General features: G+C 63.3%; 22 protein-coding genes and 2 pseudogenes. 8 read left to right on the plus strand and 16 right to left on the minus strand.

Annotated features, from left to right (window positions below; translation table 11 throughout):
• Nucleotides 1-12: 12 nt before the first annotated feature.
• Complete coding sequence (locus P9A16_RS30490) at nt 13-246, plus strand: hypothetical protein (RefSeq protein WP_024270788.1); 234 nt, start codon at nt 13-15, stop codon at nt 244-246.
• Between the two features lie 45 nt (nt 247-291).
• On the opposite strand, the gene P9A16_RS30495 is transcribed toward P9A16_RS30490, so the two are convergent.
• The 10 genes from P9A16_RS30495 to P9A16_RS30540 form a co-directional block, all read right to left on the minus strand.
• Nucleotides 292-588: a DUF3175 domain-containing protein gene (locus P9A16_RS30495; RefSeq protein WP_023516355.1), complete on the minus strand. Its 297-nt coding sequence runs from the start codon at nt 586-588 to the stop codon at nt 292-294.
• Between the two features lie 2 nt (nt 589-590).
• Complete coding sequence (locus P9A16_RS30500; protein WP_023516356.1) at nt 591-1,208, minus strand: flavodoxin family protein; 618 nt, start codon at nt 1,206-1,208, stop codon at nt 591-593.
• Nucleotides 1,205-3,457: a xanthine dehydrogenase family protein molybdopterin-binding subunit gene (locus tag P9A16_RS30505; protein WP_024270789.1), complete on the minus strand. Its 2,253-nt coding sequence runs from the start codon at nt 3,455-3,457 to the stop codon at nt 1,205-1,207. Before P9A16_RS30505 ends, P9A16_RS30500 begins: the two co-directional genes overlap by 4 nt.
• A 9-nt stretch (nt 3,458-3,466) precedes the next feature.
• Nucleotides 3,467-4,483 carry an FAD binding domain-containing protein gene (locus tag P9A16_RS30510; protein WP_023511840.1) on the minus strand — a complete coding sequence of 339 codons (1,017 nt, stop codon included), beginning with the start codon at nt 4,481-4,483 and terminating at the stop codon, nt 3,467-3,469.
• Complete coding sequence (locus P9A16_RS30515; protein WP_024270790.1) at nt 4,480-4,995, minus strand: (2Fe-2S)-binding protein; 516 nt, start codon at nt 4,993-4,995, stop codon at nt 4,480-4,482. Before P9A16_RS30515 ends, P9A16_RS30510 begins: the two co-directional genes overlap by 4 nt.
• 108 nt (nt 4,996-5,103) lie before the next feature.
• A complete protein-coding gene (locus tag P9A16_RS30520) occupies nt 5,104-6,159 on the minus strand; it encodes a c-type cytochrome (RefSeq protein WP_023514579.1) in 1,056 nt (351 codons plus the stop codon).
• On the minus strand, nt 6,153-6,764 hold the full coding sequence (locus P9A16_RS30525; protein ID WP_024270791.1) for a cytochrome c oxidase assembly protein: 612 nt from the start codon (nt 6,762-6,764) through the stop codon (nt 6,153-6,155). The genes P9A16_RS30520 and P9A16_RS30525 overlap by 7 nt, the downstream gene beginning before the upstream one ends.
• Nucleotides 6,761-7,141 carry a hypothetical protein gene (locus tag P9A16_RS30530; RefSeq protein ID WP_023513711.1) on the minus strand — a complete coding sequence of 127 codons (381 nt, stop codon included), beginning with the start codon at nt 7,139-7,141 and terminating at the stop codon, nt 6,761-6,763. The genes P9A16_RS30525 and P9A16_RS30530 overlap by 4 nt, the downstream gene beginning before the upstream one ends.
• Before the next feature lie 5 nt (nt 7,142-7,146).
• On the minus strand, nt 7,147-9,660 hold the full coding sequence (gene ctaD, locus P9A16_RS30535; RefSeq protein ID WP_023513712.1) for a cytochrome c oxidase subunit I: 2,514 nt from the start codon (nt 9,658-9,660) through the stop codon (nt 7,147-7,149).
• Nucleotides 9,657-10,604 (minus strand): cytochrome c oxidase subunit II, encoded by a 948-nt coding sequence (locus tag P9A16_RS30540; protein ID WP_443021722.1) that lies wholly within the window; start codon nt 10,602-10,604, stop codon nt 9,657-9,659. The genes ctaD and P9A16_RS30540 overlap by 4 nt, the downstream gene beginning before the upstream one ends.
• Nucleotides 10,605-10,805: 201 nt before the next feature.
• On the opposite strand from P9A16_RS30540, the gene P9A16_RS30545 reads away from it, so the two are divergent.
• From P9A16_RS30545 to P9A16_RS30570, 6 genes and pseudogenes are all read left to right on the plus strand, one after another.
• The gene (locus P9A16_RS30545) at nt 10,806-11,225 is read left to right on the plus strand and encodes a DUF2231 domain-containing protein (RefSeq protein ID WP_023511992.1); all 420 of its coding nucleotides are present in this window, start codon (nt 10,806-10,808) and stop codon (nt 11,223-11,225) included.
• Nucleotides 11,218-12,699: a PQQ-dependent sugar dehydrogenase gene (locus P9A16_RS30550; protein WP_023511991.1), complete on the plus strand. Its 1,482-nt coding sequence runs from the start codon at nt 11,218-11,220 to the stop codon at nt 12,697-12,699. Before P9A16_RS30545 ends, P9A16_RS30550 begins: the two co-directional genes overlap by 8 nt.
• A gap of 25 nt (nt 12,700-12,724) precedes the next feature.
• Nucleotides 12,725-13,576 carry an NmrA family NAD(P)-binding protein gene (locus tag P9A16_RS30555; protein ID WP_023511990.1) on the plus strand — a complete coding sequence of 284 codons (852 nt, stop codon included), beginning with the start codon at nt 12,725-12,727 and terminating at the stop codon, nt 13,574-13,576.
• A gap of 98 nt (nt 13,577-13,674) precedes the next feature.
• Nucleotides 13,675-13,926 (plus strand): glycine zipper domain-containing protein, encoded by a 252-nt coding sequence (locus P9A16_RS30560; protein WP_023511989.1) that lies wholly within the window; start codon nt 13,675-13,677, stop codon nt 13,924-13,926.
• Between the two features lie 193 nt (nt 13,927-14,119).
• Nucleotides 14,120-14,989: pseudogene (locus P9A16_RS30565) on the plus strand (glucose 1-dehydrogenase).
• A gap of 11 nt (nt 14,990-15,000) precedes the next feature.
• Nucleotides 15,001-15,279: a hypothetical protein gene (locus tag P9A16_RS30570; RefSeq protein ID WP_023516208.1), complete on the plus strand. Its 279-nt coding sequence runs from the start codon at nt 15,001-15,003 to the stop codon at nt 15,277-15,279.
• Between the two features lie 152 nt (nt 15,280-15,431).
• Here the strand turns inward: P9A16_RS30570 and P9A16_RS30575 are convergent, their stop codons facing one another.
• The 5 genes and pseudogenes from P9A16_RS30575 to P9A16_RS30595 form a co-directional block, all read right to left on the minus strand.
• Entirely contained in the window at nt 15,432-15,644 is a 213-nt protein-coding gene (locus tag P9A16_RS30575) for a hypothetical protein (protein WP_024270793.1), read from the minus strand.
• Between the two features lie 179 nt (nt 15,645-15,823).
• Nucleotides 15,824-16,017 (minus strand): annotated as a pseudogene (locus tag P9A16_RS30580) (hypothetical protein).
• Nucleotides 16,007-16,219, minus strand: a complete 213-nt coding sequence (locus P9A16_RS30585; RefSeq protein ID WP_023515961.1) for a hypothetical protein — start codon at nt 16,217-16,219, stop codon at nt 16,007-16,009. Before P9A16_RS30585 ends, P9A16_RS30580 begins: the two are co-directional and overlap by 11 nt.
• A gap of 49 nt (nt 16,220-16,268) precedes the next feature.
• Entirely contained in the window at nt 16,269-17,075 is an 807-nt protein-coding gene (gene nadE, locus P9A16_RS30590) for an ammonia-dependent NAD(+) synthetase (protein WP_430441350.1), read from the minus strand.
• A 38-nt stretch (nt 17,076-17,113) separates the two neighbouring features.
• Nucleotides 17,114-17,773, minus strand: coding sequence for a DUF6766 family protein (locus P9A16_RS30595; protein WP_024270796.1), 660 nt, complete (start codon nt 17,771-17,773; stop codon nt 17,114-17,116).
• 270 nt (nt 17,774-18,043) lie between these two features.
• On the opposite strand from P9A16_RS30595, the gene P9A16_RS30600 reads away from it, so the two are divergent.
• Nucleotides 18,044-18,943 carry a hypothetical protein gene (locus P9A16_RS30600; RefSeq protein WP_023515554.1) on the plus strand — a complete coding sequence of 300 codons (900 nt, stop codon included), beginning with the start codon at nt 18,044-18,046 and terminating at the stop codon, nt 18,941-18,943.
• 112 nt (nt 18,944-19,055) lie between these two features.
• Here P9A16_RS30600 and P9A16_RS30605 read toward each other — a convergent pair whose 3' ends face one another.
• A complete protein-coding gene (locus tag P9A16_RS30605; protein ID WP_024270797.1) occupies nt 19,056-19,436 on the minus strand; it encodes a GFA family protein in 381 nt (126 codons plus the stop codon).
• Between the last annotated feature and the right edge of the window lie 87 nt (nt 19,437-19,523).

The following is a 19,523-nucleotide window of genomic DNA, read 5'->3' on the forward strand; positions in this document are numbered from 1 at the left end:
AAGGAGACGTCGATGGATCATCTATATGTCAAGACGGTCTTCCAGCCACAGGAGCTGAAGAATCTCAAATTGCTGTTCGACGAGATCTCATCGCAGGTCTGGTTCGATCAGTCGGACGGCGCAAAGGAAGCCTTCGCCAAATATCTCATCGACACGTTCCCGAACGGTGCGTTTGACGCGAGAAAGCATCGTTCGGTTGTCGAGGCATCGGCAAGAATGTTCTACAGTCGTGAAACAGCCGTTTGACGCTCACCGGCCGGCCTACGCTAACACGGCTACGCTGCTTGGCCGTCACTTGCCCTTCTTCGACTTCTTGCCGAAATCCTTGCGCAACTCGTCCTTGGCGCTTTCCAGCGTGGCGCGGCGACTTTTGGTAAGTTGGTCGCCCGCCCGATTGATGTAGAATGTCAGCATGGACATGGCGGAGCGGAACGGGCTGGATTTGCGCCGGTCGCTCTCTTCCGCCGATTGCTTCAGGGAATGCGCGATTTTCCTGGCGCTGCCCTCCTTGAAAACGCCCGCCTTGAGATCCAGCGCATCGCTGTTTTCGGTCACGTCCTGCGACCATCTTTTCTTTTTCTTCGCCATGGTCATTCTCCTTCGCCGGGATAGGGCCGGTCCTTGAAGAGACGGGCGGCGTGCACCGTGTTGCGGGCAACGAGATCGAGCGTGGAGCGCACGACATCGGGAATTTCCTCGAGATCGATGAAATTGATCGAGCCCATCGCCTCGCCCACCCAATAAGTCACGGCATTGGCGGGAATGGTGAATCCGACGTCGTTCAACGCCTGGAACAGCTCGGCCGAGACGTGATGGGCACCATCCTCGTTGCCGACAACGGCGACGGCGGCGACCCGGCCGTAAGAAACCATGCGGCCCCTGTCGTCCTTCTCTTCCAGGAAGGCATCCATCCGCTCGAGCGCGCGCTTGCAGACGCTGGACGGCTGACCCATCCAGATTGGCGTACCCATCACGAGGATGTCGGCGTCGAGGATCTTCCGGCGTATACCCGGCCAGGCGTCACCATTTCCTTCGTCGGAGGTGACGCCAGGCTTGATGTCGTAGTCGGCGAGTTGCAGAAATTCCGTCGTCACGCCGAGCGGTTTCATCGCCGCGGCGAGCAGCCTTAGCATGCGATCGGTGGAGGAGGGGGTGCCGGCGGTTTTCGTTTTCAGGGTGCAGTTGAGGGCAAACGCAGTAAGGGTCATTGCGCGCTCCCGCTTTCCAGGATCTTGTCGATGGTGATCGGCAGGGTGCGAATGCGCTTGCCGGTTGCATGGAAAATTGCGTTCGACACGGCCGCGGCAACGCCGACGATACCGATTTCGCCGAGGCCTTTCACCCCGATCGGGCTTGCCTTGTCGTCTTCCTCCTCAACGAAGATCACATCGATGTCGTGAATGTCCGCGTGGGCGGGGATATGATAGTCGGCCAGATTGTGGTTCATGATGCGGCCGGTACGGTGGTCAATCATGCCTTCTTCGTGCAGCGCCATGCCGATGCCCATTACCACGCCGCCGAGAATCTGGCTTCGCGCCGTCTTGGGATTGAGGATGCGGCCGGCGGCAATCGCGCTGACGACGCGCGTGACGCGCACGACACCCAGTTCCTCGTCCACCTTCACCTCGACGAAGACCGCCGAATGGCTGTAGGAGGCATAACGCATCATGGACAGCATGTCCGGGCCGACCTTGGCATGTTCCTCGATCATGTCGAGATCTGCCGCGGCCATGATGTCGGCAACGGCGATACCGATCTGGTGATTGTTCTCAAGAACGAGGCGCCCTTCGGCTATTTCGACCTGCTCCTTGCGAGCCTTAGCGAGCGGCGAATTCTTCATTGACTTGGCATGGCCGAAAAGCGTCTTCACGACGGATTTCGCTGCGGCCTGAACGGCCGAACCGGTCGTTGCAGCGGTCCACGAGCCCCCTTCGACGCCGGTTTTCGGAAGGTCCGACTTGCCGATGTCTACCGTTACCGCCTCGATCGGACAGTCAAAGACCTCTGCTGCGAGCTGGCCGAGGATCGTGTACGTACCGGTTCCAATGTCGGAGGCGGCCGCGCTGACGGTGATCTTTCCGTCGGCTGAAAGACGAACTTTCGCTTCGCCCTTCGACATCATCGCTTCCCATACACCGCCCGCCATGCCCCAGCCGACGAGGTCGTTGCCGTCGCGCATGGAGCGCGAAGCGGGCGAGCGCTTCTCCCAGCCGAAACGTTCGGCACCCTCACGGTAGCAGGCATGCAGCGCCTTGGACGTGATGGCTTTATCTTGGTTCTGATCGCGCTGCACGAAGTTACGAACCCTCAGTTCCAGCGGATCGATACCGACCACGTAGGCGAGTTCGTCCATGGCAGTTTCGAGTGCGGTGACGCCGGTCGCCGCGCCCGGCGCACGCATGTCACCGGGTGTCGCGAGGTCGAGTTTGGCGATCTCGTAGGAAATCTTCACATTGTCGCACCGATAGGCGAGGCCGGACCAGTTTGCGACATTCTCCTGGTAGTCCTCGTGGCGGGAGGTGGCGTGCACGGCATGGTGCATGACGGCCTGCAACTGGCCGTCGGCATCCGCCGCCAGCGAGACCGTCTGCACGCAGGAGGGACGCCAGGAGAGGTAGAACATTTCCCGCCGGGTCATCTCCACCTTCATCGAACGGCCGAGGTCCAGGCTCGCCATCACGGCGAGGAAAAGATGGTGTTTCGGCCTGAGCGCCTGGCCGAAGGCGCCGCCGACGAAACCATTTTCCACGATCACCTTTTCGGGGTCGAGGCCGAACACGCCGCAGACGTAGTCGCGGCTGTTCTGCGAGCCCTGAGTCTTGTCGTGGATGGTGAGCGCACCGTTATCACCGACGCGCACGGTGGCCGCAAACAGCTCCATCGGATTGTGATGTTCGCCGAGGAGGGCATAGTCGGCGGAAATCCTGTGTGGCGCCGCGGCGAAGGCTGCCGCGGCGTCACCGCGTGGCGGGGGCGGCAGAAACTGCTTCATGCGGGCGACCGGCGGCTCGTAGCTGTTGCGCTGTTCTGCCACGATATCCGTATGCGCCTTGCCGGCCGTGTAATGGGCATGGATCAAGGCGGCGGCCTGGCGCGCCGCCTCCGGCGTTTCCGCCACAACAAAGGCGACCGGTTGGCCGTCGAACAGCACGCGGTCGCTTTCCAGAGGGCGGAACGGATGGCCGGGCAGCGCCACGGCGTCCTTCCATTTGCTGTCGCGATAGGCTGCTTTCGGCCGGTTCTCGTGGGTGTAGATCTTGACGACACCCGGCACGCGCTCCGCCGCGCGAAGATCCAGGGCGACGATGCGCCCGGTCGCGACGGTGGCGAGCGCGACATGGCCGAACAGCATTCCGGGTTCGAAATGTTCCGCGGCATATTTGGCTTGCCCGGTCACCTTGAGCGCCCCGTCGATGCGGGAGGTGGGCAGGCCGACGATTCTGGAACGGTCGAGCATTCTTGCCTCCTATTGGATTGCCTTCATCGTCTGGCTCTGCGGTGTTCCGCTGGCCGCTTGCCGCAATGCGCGCACGATTGCCCGCCGGGCGAGCGGGATCTTGAAGTCGTTGCCGCCCTGGCCCTTTGCCTCGGCGAGGAGGCGGTCGGCCACGCGCGTGAATGTCGCCTTTTCGGCCGGCGCGCCGGCGAACTCGGCTTCGGCGAGCGGATCGCGCCAGGGCTTATGGGCCACGCCGCCGAGCGCGACGCGCAGGTCGAGAATATGTCCGTCGGCGACTTCCATCGCCGCGGCGACGGACACCAGCGCGAAAGCGTAGGAAAGCCGGTCGCGCAGCTTCAGATAGGTGTAGTGGCGGGCGAAGTGGTCGGCTTCCAGCCGGATGGCGGTGACGAGCTCGCCGCGCTCAAGGATATTGTCGCGGTGCGGTGCATTGCCCGGCAGCCGGTGGAAATCGCCGAAGGCGATGTCTCGCGCGCTATCCGGTCCCACCACTTCCACCGTGGCACCCAGAGCGGCGAGCGCCACGCACATGTCCGAGGGGTGGACGGCTATGCAGCGATCGCTGGCGCCGAGGATGGCGTGCATGCGCGTAACGCCGCCGATGGCCGCGCAACCGCTGCCCGGCTCGCGCTTGTTGCAAGGCGTGGAGGGGTCGTAGAAATAGGGACAGCGCGTCCGCTGCAGCAGATTGCCGGCGGTCGTTGCAGCGTTGCGCAACTGCGGCGAGGCGCCGGCGAGAATGGCGCTCGCCAGTAGGGGATAACGCGTCTCGATCCGGGCATCATAGGCGACGGTCGAATTGCTCGCCAGCGCCCCGATGCGCAGCCCGCCATCGGCAAGCTCCTCGATTTCCCTCAAGGGGAGGCGGTTGATGTCGATGATCGCTTCGGGCCGCACCACATCGTATTTCATAAGGTCGACAAGGTTGGTGCCGCCGGCCAGGACGTGCGCCTGCGGGCGATCGGCGAGTGCAGCTACGGCGTCGGCGACGGTTTCTGCGCGGGTGTAAGAAAAGGGGTTCATTCCGCGGCCTCCCGCAGGGAAGCCCGCGTCGCGAGCACATCCTCAATGGCGTCGGCGATGTTGGTATAGGCGCCGCAACGACAGAGATTGCCGCTCATCAATTCGCGAATGTCTTCCCGCGTCCGGGCATGACCTTCTTTGAGGAGGCCGATGGCTGAACAGATCTGGCCAGGTGTGCAGTAACCGCATTGGAAAGCGTCGTGTTCGACAAAGGCCTTCTGAACGGCATGCATCCTGTCCAGTGTCCCCAGCCCTTCCACGGTGGTGATCGCCGCCCCGTCCAGCGTAACGGCGAGCTTGAGACAGGCATTCATGCGCTGCCCGTCAATGAGGACGGTGCACGCGCCGCACTGACCATGGTCGCACCCCTTCTTGGTGCCGGTCAGTTGCAGATCGCTGCGCAGGAGGTCGAGAAGCGTCGCCCAGGGATGGATATTGAGCGTATACGGCGTGCCATTGATCGTCAGCGAGAGGGGAGAGGCGGCAAGACGGCCTGTGAGCGCGGTGTCCATCGGTTCTGCCTTTCATTGCGAGGATGGATCGCTAACGAGAGGCAATGGCCATTGTTCCGCAATTAGGCTGCGAGCATGCCGCGGGCCGATGACACAACGGCAGGGCTGTCATTGTTGCGGATTGCTGATGCCACGCGTTGCGAAATAGGCGGCGAGCGCGACAATGTCGCTGTCCTCGAGATTGGTCGCCGCCTGCGTCATCAGCGCGCTGAACGGGCCGCCGCCGCGCTTCTTTCCCACAAAGAGCCGCAACTGATTGGCAAGATAGGCTTCGGTCTGGCCGGAAAGGCTGGGAAAAGCTGGATTGGCGCCAGTCTTGTCGTGACAGGATAGGCAGGCTGGAATCCGCTTGGCGGGATCGCCCTTCAGGGCGAGTGCTTCGCCGCGGGCCGCGTCTGCGGACGCCGTTTGGCGGAGGGCGGCCGTCCGGCGCGCAAAGTGACGAGCGATGGCACGGCGTTCCTTGTCGTCCAGTCCCTCGATCGCGACGGCCATGACGCCGCTCCCGCGCGTTCCGCCCGCATAGGCGGCGAGGGCCTGTTCCAGATAGGTGACGGATTGCCCGGCAAGCTGCGGTATGAGGCTTTGCCCGTCGAGCCGGTCCGGCGCATGGCAGCCGTTGCACGTCTCGATCACGCTGTCCATCGTTGTCGACCGCGCGGCGGCAAAGCCCGCGAGGTCGCGATAGCCCGCCGCGTCGAGCTGAGGATAGCGGCGCAGGAAGGCGACCATGGCCCAGGCTTCGTCTTCGCGCCCCGCCACCGGCCAGGCCGGCATGCCGGTGAAGCGCACGCCGTGCTGCACGACCTGGAAAAGCTCGGCGTCGCTCCATTCGGAGATCTTGTCCTTCAAGTCCGGCGGGGCGGGCAGCATGTTGCGGACACTCGCCGGCGGCGGCAGAGCGGGCGAACCGTGACAGAGGGCGCAGCCTTTCTCGAAATGGCCCGCCGCCATCGGCAGCATGCCTTCGGTGAAGGCCGGGACCGGCGTTCCGATCGCCGCCGTGCGCACGGAGGAGCGCATCACCCAGTGCAGGAACCAGTCGGTCGCCTTCCAGTGGCCCGTGCTCGCGCCCACCCCGATGATGCCAGACCAGGCAACGAGGAAGGCGGCGACCATGCCGGCAAGGACGAGGCCGGCGATCTGTTTCCAGCCGATCAGCATTGCGCCCCGTCCTCCCGCAGCAGCCCGGCCAGAAGCACGATCCCTCCGACGAGATAGGCGCAGGCGCCAACCATCAGCATGACGACCCCGCCGATCTGCTGGTCGGCGGCGGCCGAAAGCGAAAAGCCGAAGCAGGAGACGTCGCCCTCGCCGTAGAGAGGACGCGGGGCGAGCGCCAGCAGCACGCCGAGCAGGGTCATGTGCATGGAAGTGAACAGCAGCCCGGCCGCACCGGCAAGGCGGCCTTCCCCCGGCCGGAAGCAGACCCGCCAGAGCAGGACGCCCGCCGCCAGGAAGCTTGCCTGCTCGATGAGGGAGAGGGCGAAACTTGCATCGGCGACCATGCGCAGCGCCGGCAGGTGCCAGAACCAGACGGCGACGAGCTCGACGAACGATGCGAGCATGGGCGTCATCCGGGCGACCCCCGGAAACGCATCGAGCCGCGTGCCGGGCTTGCCGCAGGCGATGAGCGGCGCGGCGACCGCGACGATGCCCATATGGACGACCATATGGACGGTGAACGAGCCCCCGCCGAAGCTCGCCACGAGGACGGCGCCAAGCACGGCGAGGAGGAGAAGGCCGATGATGCGCGCGGACCTCTTCATGGCTGGCAGGCCTCGATGAAGACGAGTGGTACGGCGACGAAGAGCACTGCCACGAAGCTGAGGCCGGAGAGCAGCAGCGTCGCGAAGCCCTGGAAGAGCAGACGATCCCTGCGGGTTGGCTCGTCGTGCGGCGGATCGCCGGAGCCGAAGCCCCATTGCCGCCAGGCGAGAAAGGCGGAGAGGACGATCCCGCCAAGGGCCGCAACCGTGACGGCGCCGAGCGCGAGGCGCATCGTCTCGAAGGAGAGCGGCGCGGCGCCCGCTTTCGCGCAGTAGGTCGCGGCAGTGATGTAGCAGGCAAGGAAATGCAGCGCCCAGATGGTCGGCGCGGTAAAGAGGGTCCAGAGACTTTCGATTTCCTTCGGGATCAGGCGCATGGGCATCACCTCAATTCCGGAAAGAGGCCGAGAACGCCGAAGGACGTGATCGCCGTGATGACGAGGAAGTGCCAGTAGAGCACGACATTGCGCAGATCCATGTCGTATCGGGCGCTCATCCGGCCCGCGAGGCTCCGCGCCAGGCAATAGGCCTGCATGATCACGCCGACGCCGCCATGCACGACGGTCCACAGGGCGACGACCCAGACGATGGCCGGATAGACGTGTGCGGTCGGATCCATGCCGGTGAGATAGGGCCCGGCAAGGCTGGCGCCACCGGCGGCAAGCGTCAGGAGGGCGGAGAGCACGAGCCAGAGGCGCGTTCGCGCGTGGCGGTCGCCTTTGTTTGCCCTGCGGGCCGCCAGCATCGCCAGCCAGGCGAGCGTGAAGAGGCCGGCGGCGGCGAGCGGCCAGAGCAATCCCGGCCCCCCATGCCCGCCGGTGAAATCGTCATGGATGGTCCAGTAGAAGAAGTAGCCGAACATCAGGCTGGCATAGGCGGTGCCGTCGCCGGCCATGGTGATGAACATGGCCCACCAGCCGACCGATTGTGGGCCGGACGTGTAGAGCGGCAGCGTCTTGCCAAGCCCGACGTTGCGCATCTCCTCTCGGGAAATGACTGCTGTACCCGTCCAGAGCCAGGCAACAATGGCCACCAGCGTTATCACCGCGCAAGCGGCGGTAATGATCCACCAGTGGAAGGTCAGCGCGATGAAGACGCCGCCCAACGAGAACGCGGCGAGGATACTCAGAATGGTAGTGCCACCGACGCGCAGGCACTGGATCGGCTCGGCATCGAGCACGGACGTAACCAGCGTTTCGCGCGCGCCATCCTTGGCGTCGGGCAGATAGTAGCGGCCTGCCTTGATGTCCTCGACGAGGCCGGGCTGGTCCCAGATCGGATACCGGCTCCTGATGATCGGGATGGAACGCACGCCCCATTTCTCTTCCGGTTCGCTGATCCATTCCAGCGTGCCGGCGTTCCAAGGGTTCTGCTCTTCCTTTGGCTGGCGATGTTTGGGTCTCAGCACGTCGACGACGACGATGGCCACCCCTGCCGCGAAGATGAAGGCGCCGATGGTCGAGATCAGGTTGAACCAGTCCCAGCCGATATCGGCCGGATAGGTGAAGACCCGCCGCGGCATGCCGCGCAGGCCCGCCAGATGCATCGGGAAGAACGCAACGTTGAAGCCGATGAACATCAGCCAGAAGGCGATCTTGCCCAGATTGTCGGAGAGTTTTCGGGCGTTCAGCAGCGGATAATAATAGTAGATGCCGGCGACGACAGGAAACAGCATGCCGCCGATCAGCACATAGTGCAGATGGGCGACGATGAAATAGGTGTCGTGCGCCTGCCAGTCGAAGGGCACGAGCGCCACCATGACGCCGGTCAGCCCGCCGATGACGAAGATTGCGAGACCACCGGCGCCGAACAGCATGGGCACGGAGAAGATGACGCGGCCAGCGAGCATGGTGGCGATGAAGACGAAGATCTGCACGCCGGTGGGGATCGCCACGGCCTCGGAGGCTGCCGAGAAGAACGCGAGCGAGATCTGCGGCAAGCCGGTGGTGAACATGTGGTGGACCCACAGGCCGAAACTAAGGAAACCTGTTCCGACGGCGGCCAGCACGATCCAGGAATAGCCGACGATGGGGCGCTGCGAGAACGTCGGCACGATCATTGCCATCAGTGCGATGGCGGGCAGGAAGATAATGTAGACCTCCGGATGGCCGAAGATCCAGAAAAGATGCTGCCAGAGCAACGGGTCGCCGCCGCGTGTCTCATCGAAGAACGGCCAGTCGAACATCCGCTCCATCTCGAACAGGATGTCGCCGGCAATCAGCGGCGGAAAGGCGAAGAGGATCATGCCGGCGACGATGAGGAGATACCAGGCGAAGAGCGGCATTATGTTGATGCGCATGCCGGGTGCGCGGCACTTCATGATGCCGACGATCAACTCCACGGCGGCGGCGATGGAGGCGACCTCGATGAAGGACAGGCCGAGCAGCCAGATATCCGCGCCGATGCCCGAATATTCCTTGTCGGTGGCGAGCGGCGGGTACATGAACCAGCCCGTATTGGGCGCTGCGCCAAAGAAGATGGAGCCACAAACGAAAACGCCGCCGAGCGCGAAGCTCCAGAAGCCGAAGGCGGAGAGGCACGGGAAAGGGAGTTCGCGCGCGCCGAGCATCGAGGGCAGCAGAAAGATCGCCACCGCCTCGAAGATCGGCACGGCGAAGAGGAACATCATCACCGTGCCGTGCAGGGTGAAGGCCTGGTTGAAGGTGTCGGCGGAGAGGAAATCGTTGTCGGGAACGACGAGCTGCACACGCACCAGAAGGGCCAGCACCCCGGCAAACAGCATGAAGAGGAAGGCCGCAGAGCCGTACCACAGGCCGATCTCGGTATTGTTGACCGACGTCCAGTAGCGCCAGCCGGAGGGTGTGCGCCAGACCTCGCGAAGCTCGCCTTCCTGCGCCTTTCGCTCTTCGACGGAAAGCTCGGAAGGGGCGGTCATTTGAGCCCCACGAGATAATCGGCGATAGCAGTTATTTCCGTGTCGGGAAGCATATCGAAGGTCGGCATTTTCGCGCCGGGTTTGACGGTCTGCGGGTTGCGGATGAAACGCGCAACGTTTTCGACCGTGTTGGCAAGCGTGCCTGCCCCGACAGTTTGGCGTTGTCCGAAGGAGGTCAGGTCCGGGCCAAGGCTTGCCGCCGGCGTCATGCTCCGTATGCCGTGACAGCCGGCGCAGCCGTGGTAAGCAAAGAGCCGCTCTCCTTCGTGATCGCTGGGCGCATTGCCCGAGGCCTGTGCGCGACGCCAGGTTTTGTAATCCGCGGACTCCATGACGATGACGGAAAAAGCCATCAGCGCGTGCGAAGTGCCACAGAATTCGGCGCAGGGCGCACGGAAGACACCCGTCTTCGTCGGCAGCAGGGACGATATGTTCGTGCGGCCGGGGATCATATCCATCTTGCCGCCGAGTACCGGAATCCAGAAGGAATGAATGACATCGGCCGCCTTGAGCGCGAAGGCAGTCCGCTCGCCAGCAGGAAGACGCAATTCGTTCGCTGTCTCGAAGGCGGGCGTACCGTCGGCGGCCGGATAGCGGATACGCCACCAGAATTGTTCCCCCGTCACCTCGATCATGCCCTGTTCCGGCGCCTGCTGCGCGAACCACGGGCGGATCACCGGCATCAGCCACACTGCATAGGCAAGGAGCGCCAGAAGCACGACAACGGGAAAGGCGACGCCGCCGAGCAGGATCAGCCTGCCTGCCTGCTCCTCGGTCCATGACGTTTCCCGGCGTCTCGCCGCGTGAAGAAGCAAGCCGACGACCGCGAACCACACCAATGCCCCGCCAAGCACCATGACGAGAAGAAGCTGGTAGATCGCAGCCGCCTCCTCACCGGCGGGCGCAAGTGCCGACTGAACGCCGGAACAGCCGCTCAACGGCACCAGCAATATGGGGATGGCGCGCCGGGAAATTGCTCTCGCTCCTGTGGATCTCCTCAATCGATATGGCCCGCTTTTGTGGACCGGCAAGGTGTGCCGGAAATCCTGCCGCGACAGGACCGCGCCTTCCGAAGAAATCTCTATGCGGAACATTCCCTCCGTTGGCGCGTAAGGGAGTAGTTCAAACGAAGCAGATTTACGCCGATGTCTTTTGACAACACGACGTCCGTCTCCCGCTGCCTGATGCGCGCCGCCTACCGATTCTTCGCGTCGTTCCCAGTCGCCTGTTTCTTCCTTACCGTACTGACAGACATCGCTTATTGGCAGACCTCGAACCTGCTCTGGCTGCATTTTTCCGAATGGCTACTTCTCGCCGGGTTGATCTTCGGCTGTTTCGCCTTCGTGATCGCGGTGCTTGTTCTCGCCATCTGGAGGAAAGGCCCTTCATGGCCCGCGCTGCTGGGAGGGATCGTGGTGCTCCTCGCGGCGGCATTGAACAGCTTCATCCATACCGCCGACGGGTGGACGGCCGTCGTCCCCTATGGATTGGCGGTGTCTATCGTGACCGTGGTCGCAATGCTCATGACCGCTTGGTTGGGCCGGAAGGAGGCTTTTCATGTCTAGGCGCGCCCTCCTTCTCGCCGCTCTTGTGGTCGCCGGCTGCAGTGGTAGCGATGACTTTGATGCCTCGCGTCAAATTGGCCCCGATCCGATACTCCCTGACCCGTCGCAAAGCCTGTGGCCGGACCTCAAGGTGGCGAAGGTGGTCGGTTGGACGGAAGGGCAAAGACCGGAAGTTCCGGCGGGCCTCTCGGTCTCCGCCTATTCCAAGGATCTCGCCAATCCTCGCACCGTGCACACGCTTCCGAACGGCGACGTGCTCGTCGTGCAATCGAAGGCGCCCGCCGGCAAGCCGCTGAACCGGCCCAAGGATATCATCCGCGGCTGGATCATGGGTATGGCGGCCGGCGGCGGAAGGGGAGGGGGCGAGACGAATCGCATCACGCTTCTGCGCGACACCAACCGCGACGGCACGGTGGATGAGCGGCGCGATCTCCTGACCGAGTTGAATTCGCCGTTTGGCGTCGCATGGCATGACGGAACGCTGTACGTCGCCGCAGCAGACGCTATCCTCGCCTATCCCTACGAACTCGGTGGCGGAGAGATCACGGCAGAACCGAAGATCCTGACGCCGCTTCCCGGTGGGCCGATCAATCATCACTGGACCAAGGACCTCGCCCTCAGCCCTGACGCACGGTTCCTCTTCGTCTCCATCGGATCGAACTCCAATGCGGGAGAGCGGGGCATTGAGGCCGAAAAAGGACGCGCAGCCATTTGGCAGGTCGACCGGCAGACCGGTGCGGCAAAGGTCTTTGCTTCGGGTTTGCGCAATCCCAACGGCCTCAATTTTCACCCGCAGACCGGCGAACTCTGGACGGTGGTCAACGAGCGCGACGAACTCGGCCCCAATCTCGTTCCCGACTATCTCACCTCGGTGAAGGAGGGTGGTTTCTACGGCTGGCCCTGGAGCTACTACGGACAGCATGTCGATCCGCGGGTTCATCCGCAGCGTCCTGACATGGTCGAGCGGGCGATCGTGCCGGACTATGCGCTATCGAGCCATGTCGCGGCGCTGGGCCTCGCCTTTGCCAACGATTCCGCCATGCCGGAGGCGTTCCGAGACGGTGCCTTCGTCGGCAATCACGGCAGCTGGAATCGAAACGCCTTCAACGGCTACAAGGTCATCTTCATCCCCTTCGCCAACGGGCGCCCATCCGGCGCCGCTCAGGATGTCGTGACCGGCTTTCTGGCAGGGGACGAGGCCCGTGGCCGACCGGTCGGTCTTGCCATGGACGGAACGGGAGCCCTGCTCATCGCCGATGACGCCGGCAATACCGTTTGGCGCGTCGCGGCCGCCGATGGGTCCATAACGGCGCAGCCGCTTTCGACGGACAGGGTTTCGGTATCGGTCTCAAATGACGGGACGTCGACGGAGCCGCTGGAAGAGAAGCCAGGGGATGCGGCGACCGCCGACGGATCTGCAATGCCCGCCCAGACAGATATCGCCCCCGCGGTTTCGCCGGAAGACGGCCAATAGGCGGCACAAGCGACAGGAGCGCACAATGTTCATCGTTCTGGGAGCAACGGGCCATATCGGGTCCGAACTCGTGAACCTGCTCGATGCGGCCGGCGAAAAGGTCATCGCGATCGTGCACGGCGCCGGAAAGGCCGACGACATCCGCACCGAGAATGTCGAGCCGATCGTTCTCGATGTGGGGAAGACCGCGCCGTTGCACGATCTCTTTCGTCGAGGCCGCCGCGCCTTTCTCCTTAATCCGCCGGCCGATCCGAGCGGCGATACGGACGCAGCGGAAACGGCGACAGCGCGTGCCATCACGGACGCCCTGCCCGGTTCGGGCCTTGAAAAGATCGTTGTCGCCTCGACCTATGGCGCCCAGCCGGGAGAGGGGATCGGTGACCTGTCCGTCCTGTTCGACTTCGAGCGGCAAGCCGAGGCAAGCGGCGTTCCCACCGCAATAAACCGTGCGGCCTACTACTACACGAACCTAGACATGCTGCTGGAACCCGCGAGGGAAGGCGTCTTGCAGACACCCTTTCCGGGCGACATGCGTTTGCCGATGGTTTCGCCTGTCGACATCGCGAAAGTGGCCGCCAGCCGGCTTCTCTCCGACGCTGGCGACGCTGGCATACGCTATGTCGAAGGTCCGCGGCGCTACACGTTCGACGATGTGGCGGCGGCCTTCTCTACGGCGCTCGGCCGCCCGGTGCGACGGGAGACCATTCCGCGCGACAAATGGCAGGAAAGCTTTCGCGCCGCAGGCTTCTCGCCGGATGCAGCCCGGGCCTATGCGCGGATGACCGCAGCTACGGTCGATGGCCCCCAACTGCCGGTCGATCCTGTACGCGGCGAGATTGCCTTGCTGGACCATATCAGGAGCCTGAGCGGACAGTAGGCACCCAGGCCGGCGCTCCGCATTAAAGCAGATTCACCACGGCCGGGAACTTAGGGCACGACTGCGGGTTCTCACAAGGTCGAGATAGGGAGGTTTCCATGAAAAAGCTCATACTTATTGCCTGCGTCGGGTTATCGCTCGCTGCATGTACGGCAACGGAACGGGGCGCCGGTGTTGGCGCCGCGACGGGCGCCGTTGTCGGCGGCGTTGCGACCGGCAATGTGCGCGGCGCAGCCGTTGGAGCAGCGGTCGGCGGTGTCGCCGGCGCGTTGATCGGCAATGTCGCGGATCAGCCAGGACGCTGCTACTACAGGGACCGGTACGGTAACAGATACGTCGATCGTTGCTAGGTTCGACCGCATAGGTGCGGACCCTGGGCATTTTTGCTGGGGTCTGCCCGCACACCGGCGTATGCATTCCACCTTTTCCCGTCATCAGGATTGCTCGGCTCGAGCTTCACATGTCAGGTGTTTGCGCTTCCCGCGGGAACATCGCCAAGGGCAGTGAGTTCGAAGCGCAAGCCCGTTGCCGATGGAGACCGAGATGTCCGAGAACGATGCGCGCCGACCCCGTCCGCCGCAGCCCGCGCAGGAGCAAGCTCCACCCGGCCTGACGAGCGCGATGAAGCCGATTCCTGACCACGGCGAGGAGAGTTATGCCGGGGCGGAAAGACTAAAGGGGAAGGTGGCATTGATCACCGGTGCCGATTCCGGCATCGGCCGGGCGGTCGCCATCGCTTTCGCGCGCGAAGGCGCCGATATCGCGATTTCCTATCTGAGTGAAGACCAAGGCGCCAATTAAACCGCGCGCTGGGTTGATGAGGCGGGACGCAAGGCCATCGTCCTTGCAGGCGATATTACGAGCGATGATCACTGCCGCCATCTTGTGCGGCAGTGCCTGGAAAACTTCGGCCAGCTCGATATCCTCGTGAACAATGCCGCTTTCCAGCGGACCTATACGGATATCGGCGATATCAGCACCGAGGAATGGGACCGCACGTTCCGGACCAATATCTACGCGCCGTTCTTCTTGGCTCGCGCGGCCATTCCGCACATGAAGCCCGGCAGCGCTATCATCAACACGACCTCGATTCAGTCACGTCAGCCGTCGCCGCATCTTCTCGCCTATGCAGCGACTAAGGGGGCAATCTCGAACTTCACCGCAGGGCTCGCCGAAATGGTCGCCGACAAGGGAATCCGTGTGAACGCCGTCGCGCCTGGACCGATCTGGACGCCGCTCATTCCCTCCACCATGCCACCCGAGAAAACGAAGGATTTCGGCAAGCAATCCCTCATTGGCCGCGCTGGCCAGCCCGCCGGACTGGCAGGGGCCTTCGTCCTGCTGGCCTCCGACCTCGGTAGCTACATGACGGGCGCGGTGATCCCCGTCACGGGCGGCGAGATCATGATCTGAGAGAGGAAACGATGACCGACATACGCAAACATGGTTTCGAGAGCGATGCGCAATTGCGCGAATATCTGCAGGAGATCGAGGAGGCGGCGCCTCTTGTCGGCGTCCTACCGGCGAGCGATCAGGATGTGCTCGATGACCTTGCGACGCTGCGCGCCGAAATCGCCAGCCTGCGAGAGCGGATCGGAATCCGACGCCACGGTAAACGGATGGTGCGGTGGCAACGCGTCGCCGGTGTGGCAGCTTTTCTTTTGCTTGCTGCCGTGGTCGGCAGACGAGAAAAGCCCCGGTAAAACCGGGGCTTTCCCGCCTTCATGTAAATTTACCCGAAGGCTCACGCGCAAAGACGGCAGTTTACCGAGAACCCGCGGGACGCCGGCAACCGAATTGAGCACGTCGATCTCGACTGTTCCGAAATGGCCTCCGCCCTGTTCCTGCCGTTGCTCTATTTGTTGCGTCCGGATTGCTTGCCTTCAGCGGACGTTGTCGGTTCCACATGCTTCTTCACCGTGGAAGTGTTCGTGGCCGAGACGGGGTCAGAAGCAGGGAACGTATCTTCCAATCCTTTTTGAAGCTTGCCTTTCGCGTCGGCACTTGCCTGACGGGCCTGCTCCTCCTGCAAAGACTTTACCGCCGGTGATTCAGTTCGGTGTTCCATGTTTCCTGTCTCCTTCGCTCCGCGCAAGCTTGGTTTCGTTGGCTTCGGAATGTGTGCCATCGGAAACGCTGCCGGGATGCGGATCCGAGATATCGCGGCCCGATTCCTGCGATTGGGGCCTCCGTCGGCCGTCAGCAGTTTTGTCGAGGTTTCTTGGGTCGTGCTTCATGGTTGCCGCCTCATGATCGGTCGGGTTGTTCGTCGTCGAAACCAACGTCCCAGTCCTTTTGTGGCTTCTTGCCGGGGGCGTTCGATTTACCGTAGCGTCCTCGGAACCGGTGATGACCGTCGGCTTTGCGCTGGCAACGCCATCGGCCCTGCGATCAGCTTGAGACGGCGCGAATGCGCCGTTCCGTTCGCGCTTATTGTCCATCGCGGCGTTCCCTCACCTTCAAGGCGTCGGACGGGCGATTGCGTTCCGGATCCTTGTTCGTCTCCCCGACGGCGTCACGCGCGCGGTCGGGATCGTCCTTGGCCGGAAGATAGCCGCGGGGCCGGCTCTCTTCAGGGCCCTCCCAGCGGGGGGATTGGTCGGTCGTGCCGGGTGCACCGTCCCGGGGTTTGTCGATACCCATGTCGGATCTCCTTTCCAGACCCTAACCCATCCGCTCCCGTGATGTTCCATCATCCCACGGGGACGGGAAGCGCGCGCTTGTGAGCGCTCGCCCTGTAGGCCGAGAGAATCCGCTCGGACGCCGCCGGCGCGATGGGCCGCCCCTCCAGGAAGTCGTCGATCTGGTCATAGGTCACGCCGTAGACGTCTTCGTCGGGTCGCAGCGGCGCATCGGATTCGAGGTCTGCCGTCGGTACTTTCCAGACGAGGTGGTCCGGTGCACCAAGCGCGGCGGCCACGGCGCGGACCCGCCTTTTGTTGAGGCCGGCAAGCGGAAGGACATCGGCGGCACCATCGCCGAACTTGGTGTAGAAGCCCATAAGCGCTTCGGCGGCGTGATCGGTGCCGATGACGATGCCGGATGCGGTGCCGGCGATCGCATATTGCGCCACCATTCGCTGGCGCGCCTTCACGTTTCCGAGGATGAAGTGATGGCGCAGGAGAGGATCGATGCCGCCGGCAAGGACGGCGGCCATCAGGCTGTCGGCAGCGGGTTTGATGTCCACGGTCAAAATGCGATCGGGAGCGATGGTGGCGACCGCGGCGGCCGCGTCGTACTCGTCCGCCTGGACCCCATAGGGCAGACGAACAGCAATGAAGGTGGCAGCGTGTCCGTCCTCGCGAAGCTCCCGCACAGCGCGCTGGGCCAAGAGGCCGGCCGTGAGGGAATCGACGCCGCCACTGATGCCCAGCACATAGGCCGCCTGGCGGCTCTCGAGGAGATAGGTTTTCAGAAACGCGACACGTTTGTTGATTTCATGCATGGCATCGAAATCGGGGCGAACCCCGAGCGCTTCGATGATTGCTGATTGCTCCATCACTTCCCATTTCTCCATGACGTCTGTTTGCACATTGCCTATCCTCCCGTTTTGGAATGGGGTGCGGCAACTGGTTTTGACTCTGGCGAGCCGCGAAAGCGCAGAAAGATCGAGAGGACCACGAGAACAGCCGTGGACAGAAACTCCGATTGCCAGTTCTGGAAGGACTCGAACCAGAATTGCGCACTACCGGCATGCTGCCAGATCGTCGGCGGAGGCTTGCCGTGGCCCAGCGCTTCGACCGCCTCGGCGGCTGCGCTGTGGTGGAGGTGAAGCGCAAAGCTCATGAGGAAGAGAGCGAAGAGCGCAAAGCCGAGGGAATAGGCATAGAGGCTGGCCGATAGGCCGCCAAGCCGGACGGGCAGTGGTACATCCGTGTTGCCGGCATGAGCGTCAGTATTTCCGTCCTGTTCTGCGCCGCCGTCCGGATCCTTGGATTCGGCCGAACCTCGCTGGAAGAGGAAAGCCGTCAGCGCGACATAGGCGGACATCTGGAGAAACTCGCTTTCCCAGTTCTCGAAGAGGGCGGACAGGAAATGCCCGCTGGCGAGGTATGCGGCCAGTGATACGCCGGGCTGGTGGTGGCGCGTCAGTTCATCGTTGTAGACTGAGATCCCTGTCGCCATCATTCCCGCGAGCGTCGTCATCGTCGCGACAGTCAGCACGATCGTCAAACCGTTGTCTCTCAGCACCTTCATTGCCCGAAACTCCGCACATGGTCCCGCCTGTCAGAAACCCGGCGTGCCGGACAATGTTCCCCGGGGCTATGTGTCGGAAAAGGCAGTGAAACGACGGCCGTCGGTGCGGTGTGGAACATTGCGTTAAGGCGGAAGTTGTTGTCCACGCGCACGACGCGTTCACGACATGAAGGAGATTTCAAAATGGGTCGCGGTATTCTTCTCTGGCTCCTGGGTATCCCCCTGCCGATCGTCATCCTGCTTGTCCTGTTCATGCGATAGGAGACGACAATGGCTAGCTACTCGACGGGCGTTTCCGACGTCGGCATCGAATCCAATGTTCCAGCTCTGGCATGGGGGCCGGTCATCGGCGGCGCGACAGCGGCGGCTGCGATAACGCTCATCCTTCTCCTTCTGGGATCAGGCGTCGGGCTCACCATGGTGTCGCCGTGGTCGGGAGAGAGCGCCTCGTTCACGACGGTCAGCGTGACGGCCGCCATCTGGTTCGTCATCGTCCAGTGGCTTTCCTCGGCGCTTGGGGGCTATCTCACCGGGCGCTTGCGCACGAAATGGGCCGGCATCCATACCGACGAAGTGTTCTTCCGCGATACCGCGCATGGTTTTCTGAGCTGGGCGCTGGCGACCGTCGTGGTAGCCGGGCTGGCCGGGTCCGCCTTCACCTCGCTGGTCGGGAGCGGTGTGCAGGCGGCATCGTCCGTTGCAGCGACCGCCAGCGTCGGCGCCACGGCCGCGACAGCCGGCGGCGACGAGGCTCCCGATCTTGCAACGGGATACTTCACGGACCTGCTCCTGCGTCCGCAGGATGCAGCGGCAAGGGCGCAATCGGACGACGCGGCTGCTACCGCCGAAGTGTCGCGCATCCTGATGCAGGGCGCAGCCAAGGGAGAGGTTCCAGAAGCCGATCGCGCCTATGTCGCGACCATCGTAGCTTCCCGCGCGGGTATCCCCCAGGAGGAGGCCCGCACGCGTGTCGACCAGGTGCTGCAGCAGATCGAGGACGCGAAGAATACCGCCCTTCAGGCTGCCGACGATGCCCGAAAGTCGGCCGCCACGGTCGCGTTGCTCGGCGCCCTGTCCTTGCTGGTCGGCGCCTTCGTTGCCTCCGCCGCTGCCGCTCTCGGTGGACGCCAGCGCGACGATGACGAGGCAGCACTGGTGGCGAAGGCGTAGATTTTACGCCGGATGACGGGCTTGCACGCGAAAAATGGCATCAGGCGCAGCATGGCGCCTGGTGCCGACGACGCAGGGCCGGACCCATCCCAATTGCCGGGACGGTTCCGTTTCAGCGCTCAATGCGGTCCTCCTCGAACTGTGCGGCGCCTTCCACGGGCTTCAGCCATCGTTCGCGTCGTTTGACCCAAAGCTCGTAGGTTGGGGTAAGGCAGGTAGGCGCATCGTCGAGAATGCCGAGCTTGACCTCGACCTCCCGGTCATCGACAGAGAACAGTCGCGATCCGCATCGCGGGCAAAAACAACGGCCCTGCAGCGCGGCTGTCTCGCCGGAATAGCGGAAGCGATCCCGCGGCCAGATGGCATAAAAGGTGAAGGCAGACCCGCTTTCCTTCCTGCAATCCGTGCAATGGCAAATCCCTATTCGCAGCGGTTCGCCATGGACAGATAGCCGAACCTGCTGGCAGAGACATTGTCCTGACAAGGTTGGCATGTGGATGTCCTCTAACGTCGATGAGGGTGCCTGCCCATAACGATCACCCGTGTCGACGGTTCCGCCTCGGCGACCCGGGCGAGATAC

It is taken from the genome of Shinella sp. 838, assembly GCF_029623935.1.
Classification (GTDB): domain Bacteria; phylum Pseudomonadota; class Alphaproteobacteria; order Rhizobiales; family Rhizobiaceae; genus Shinella.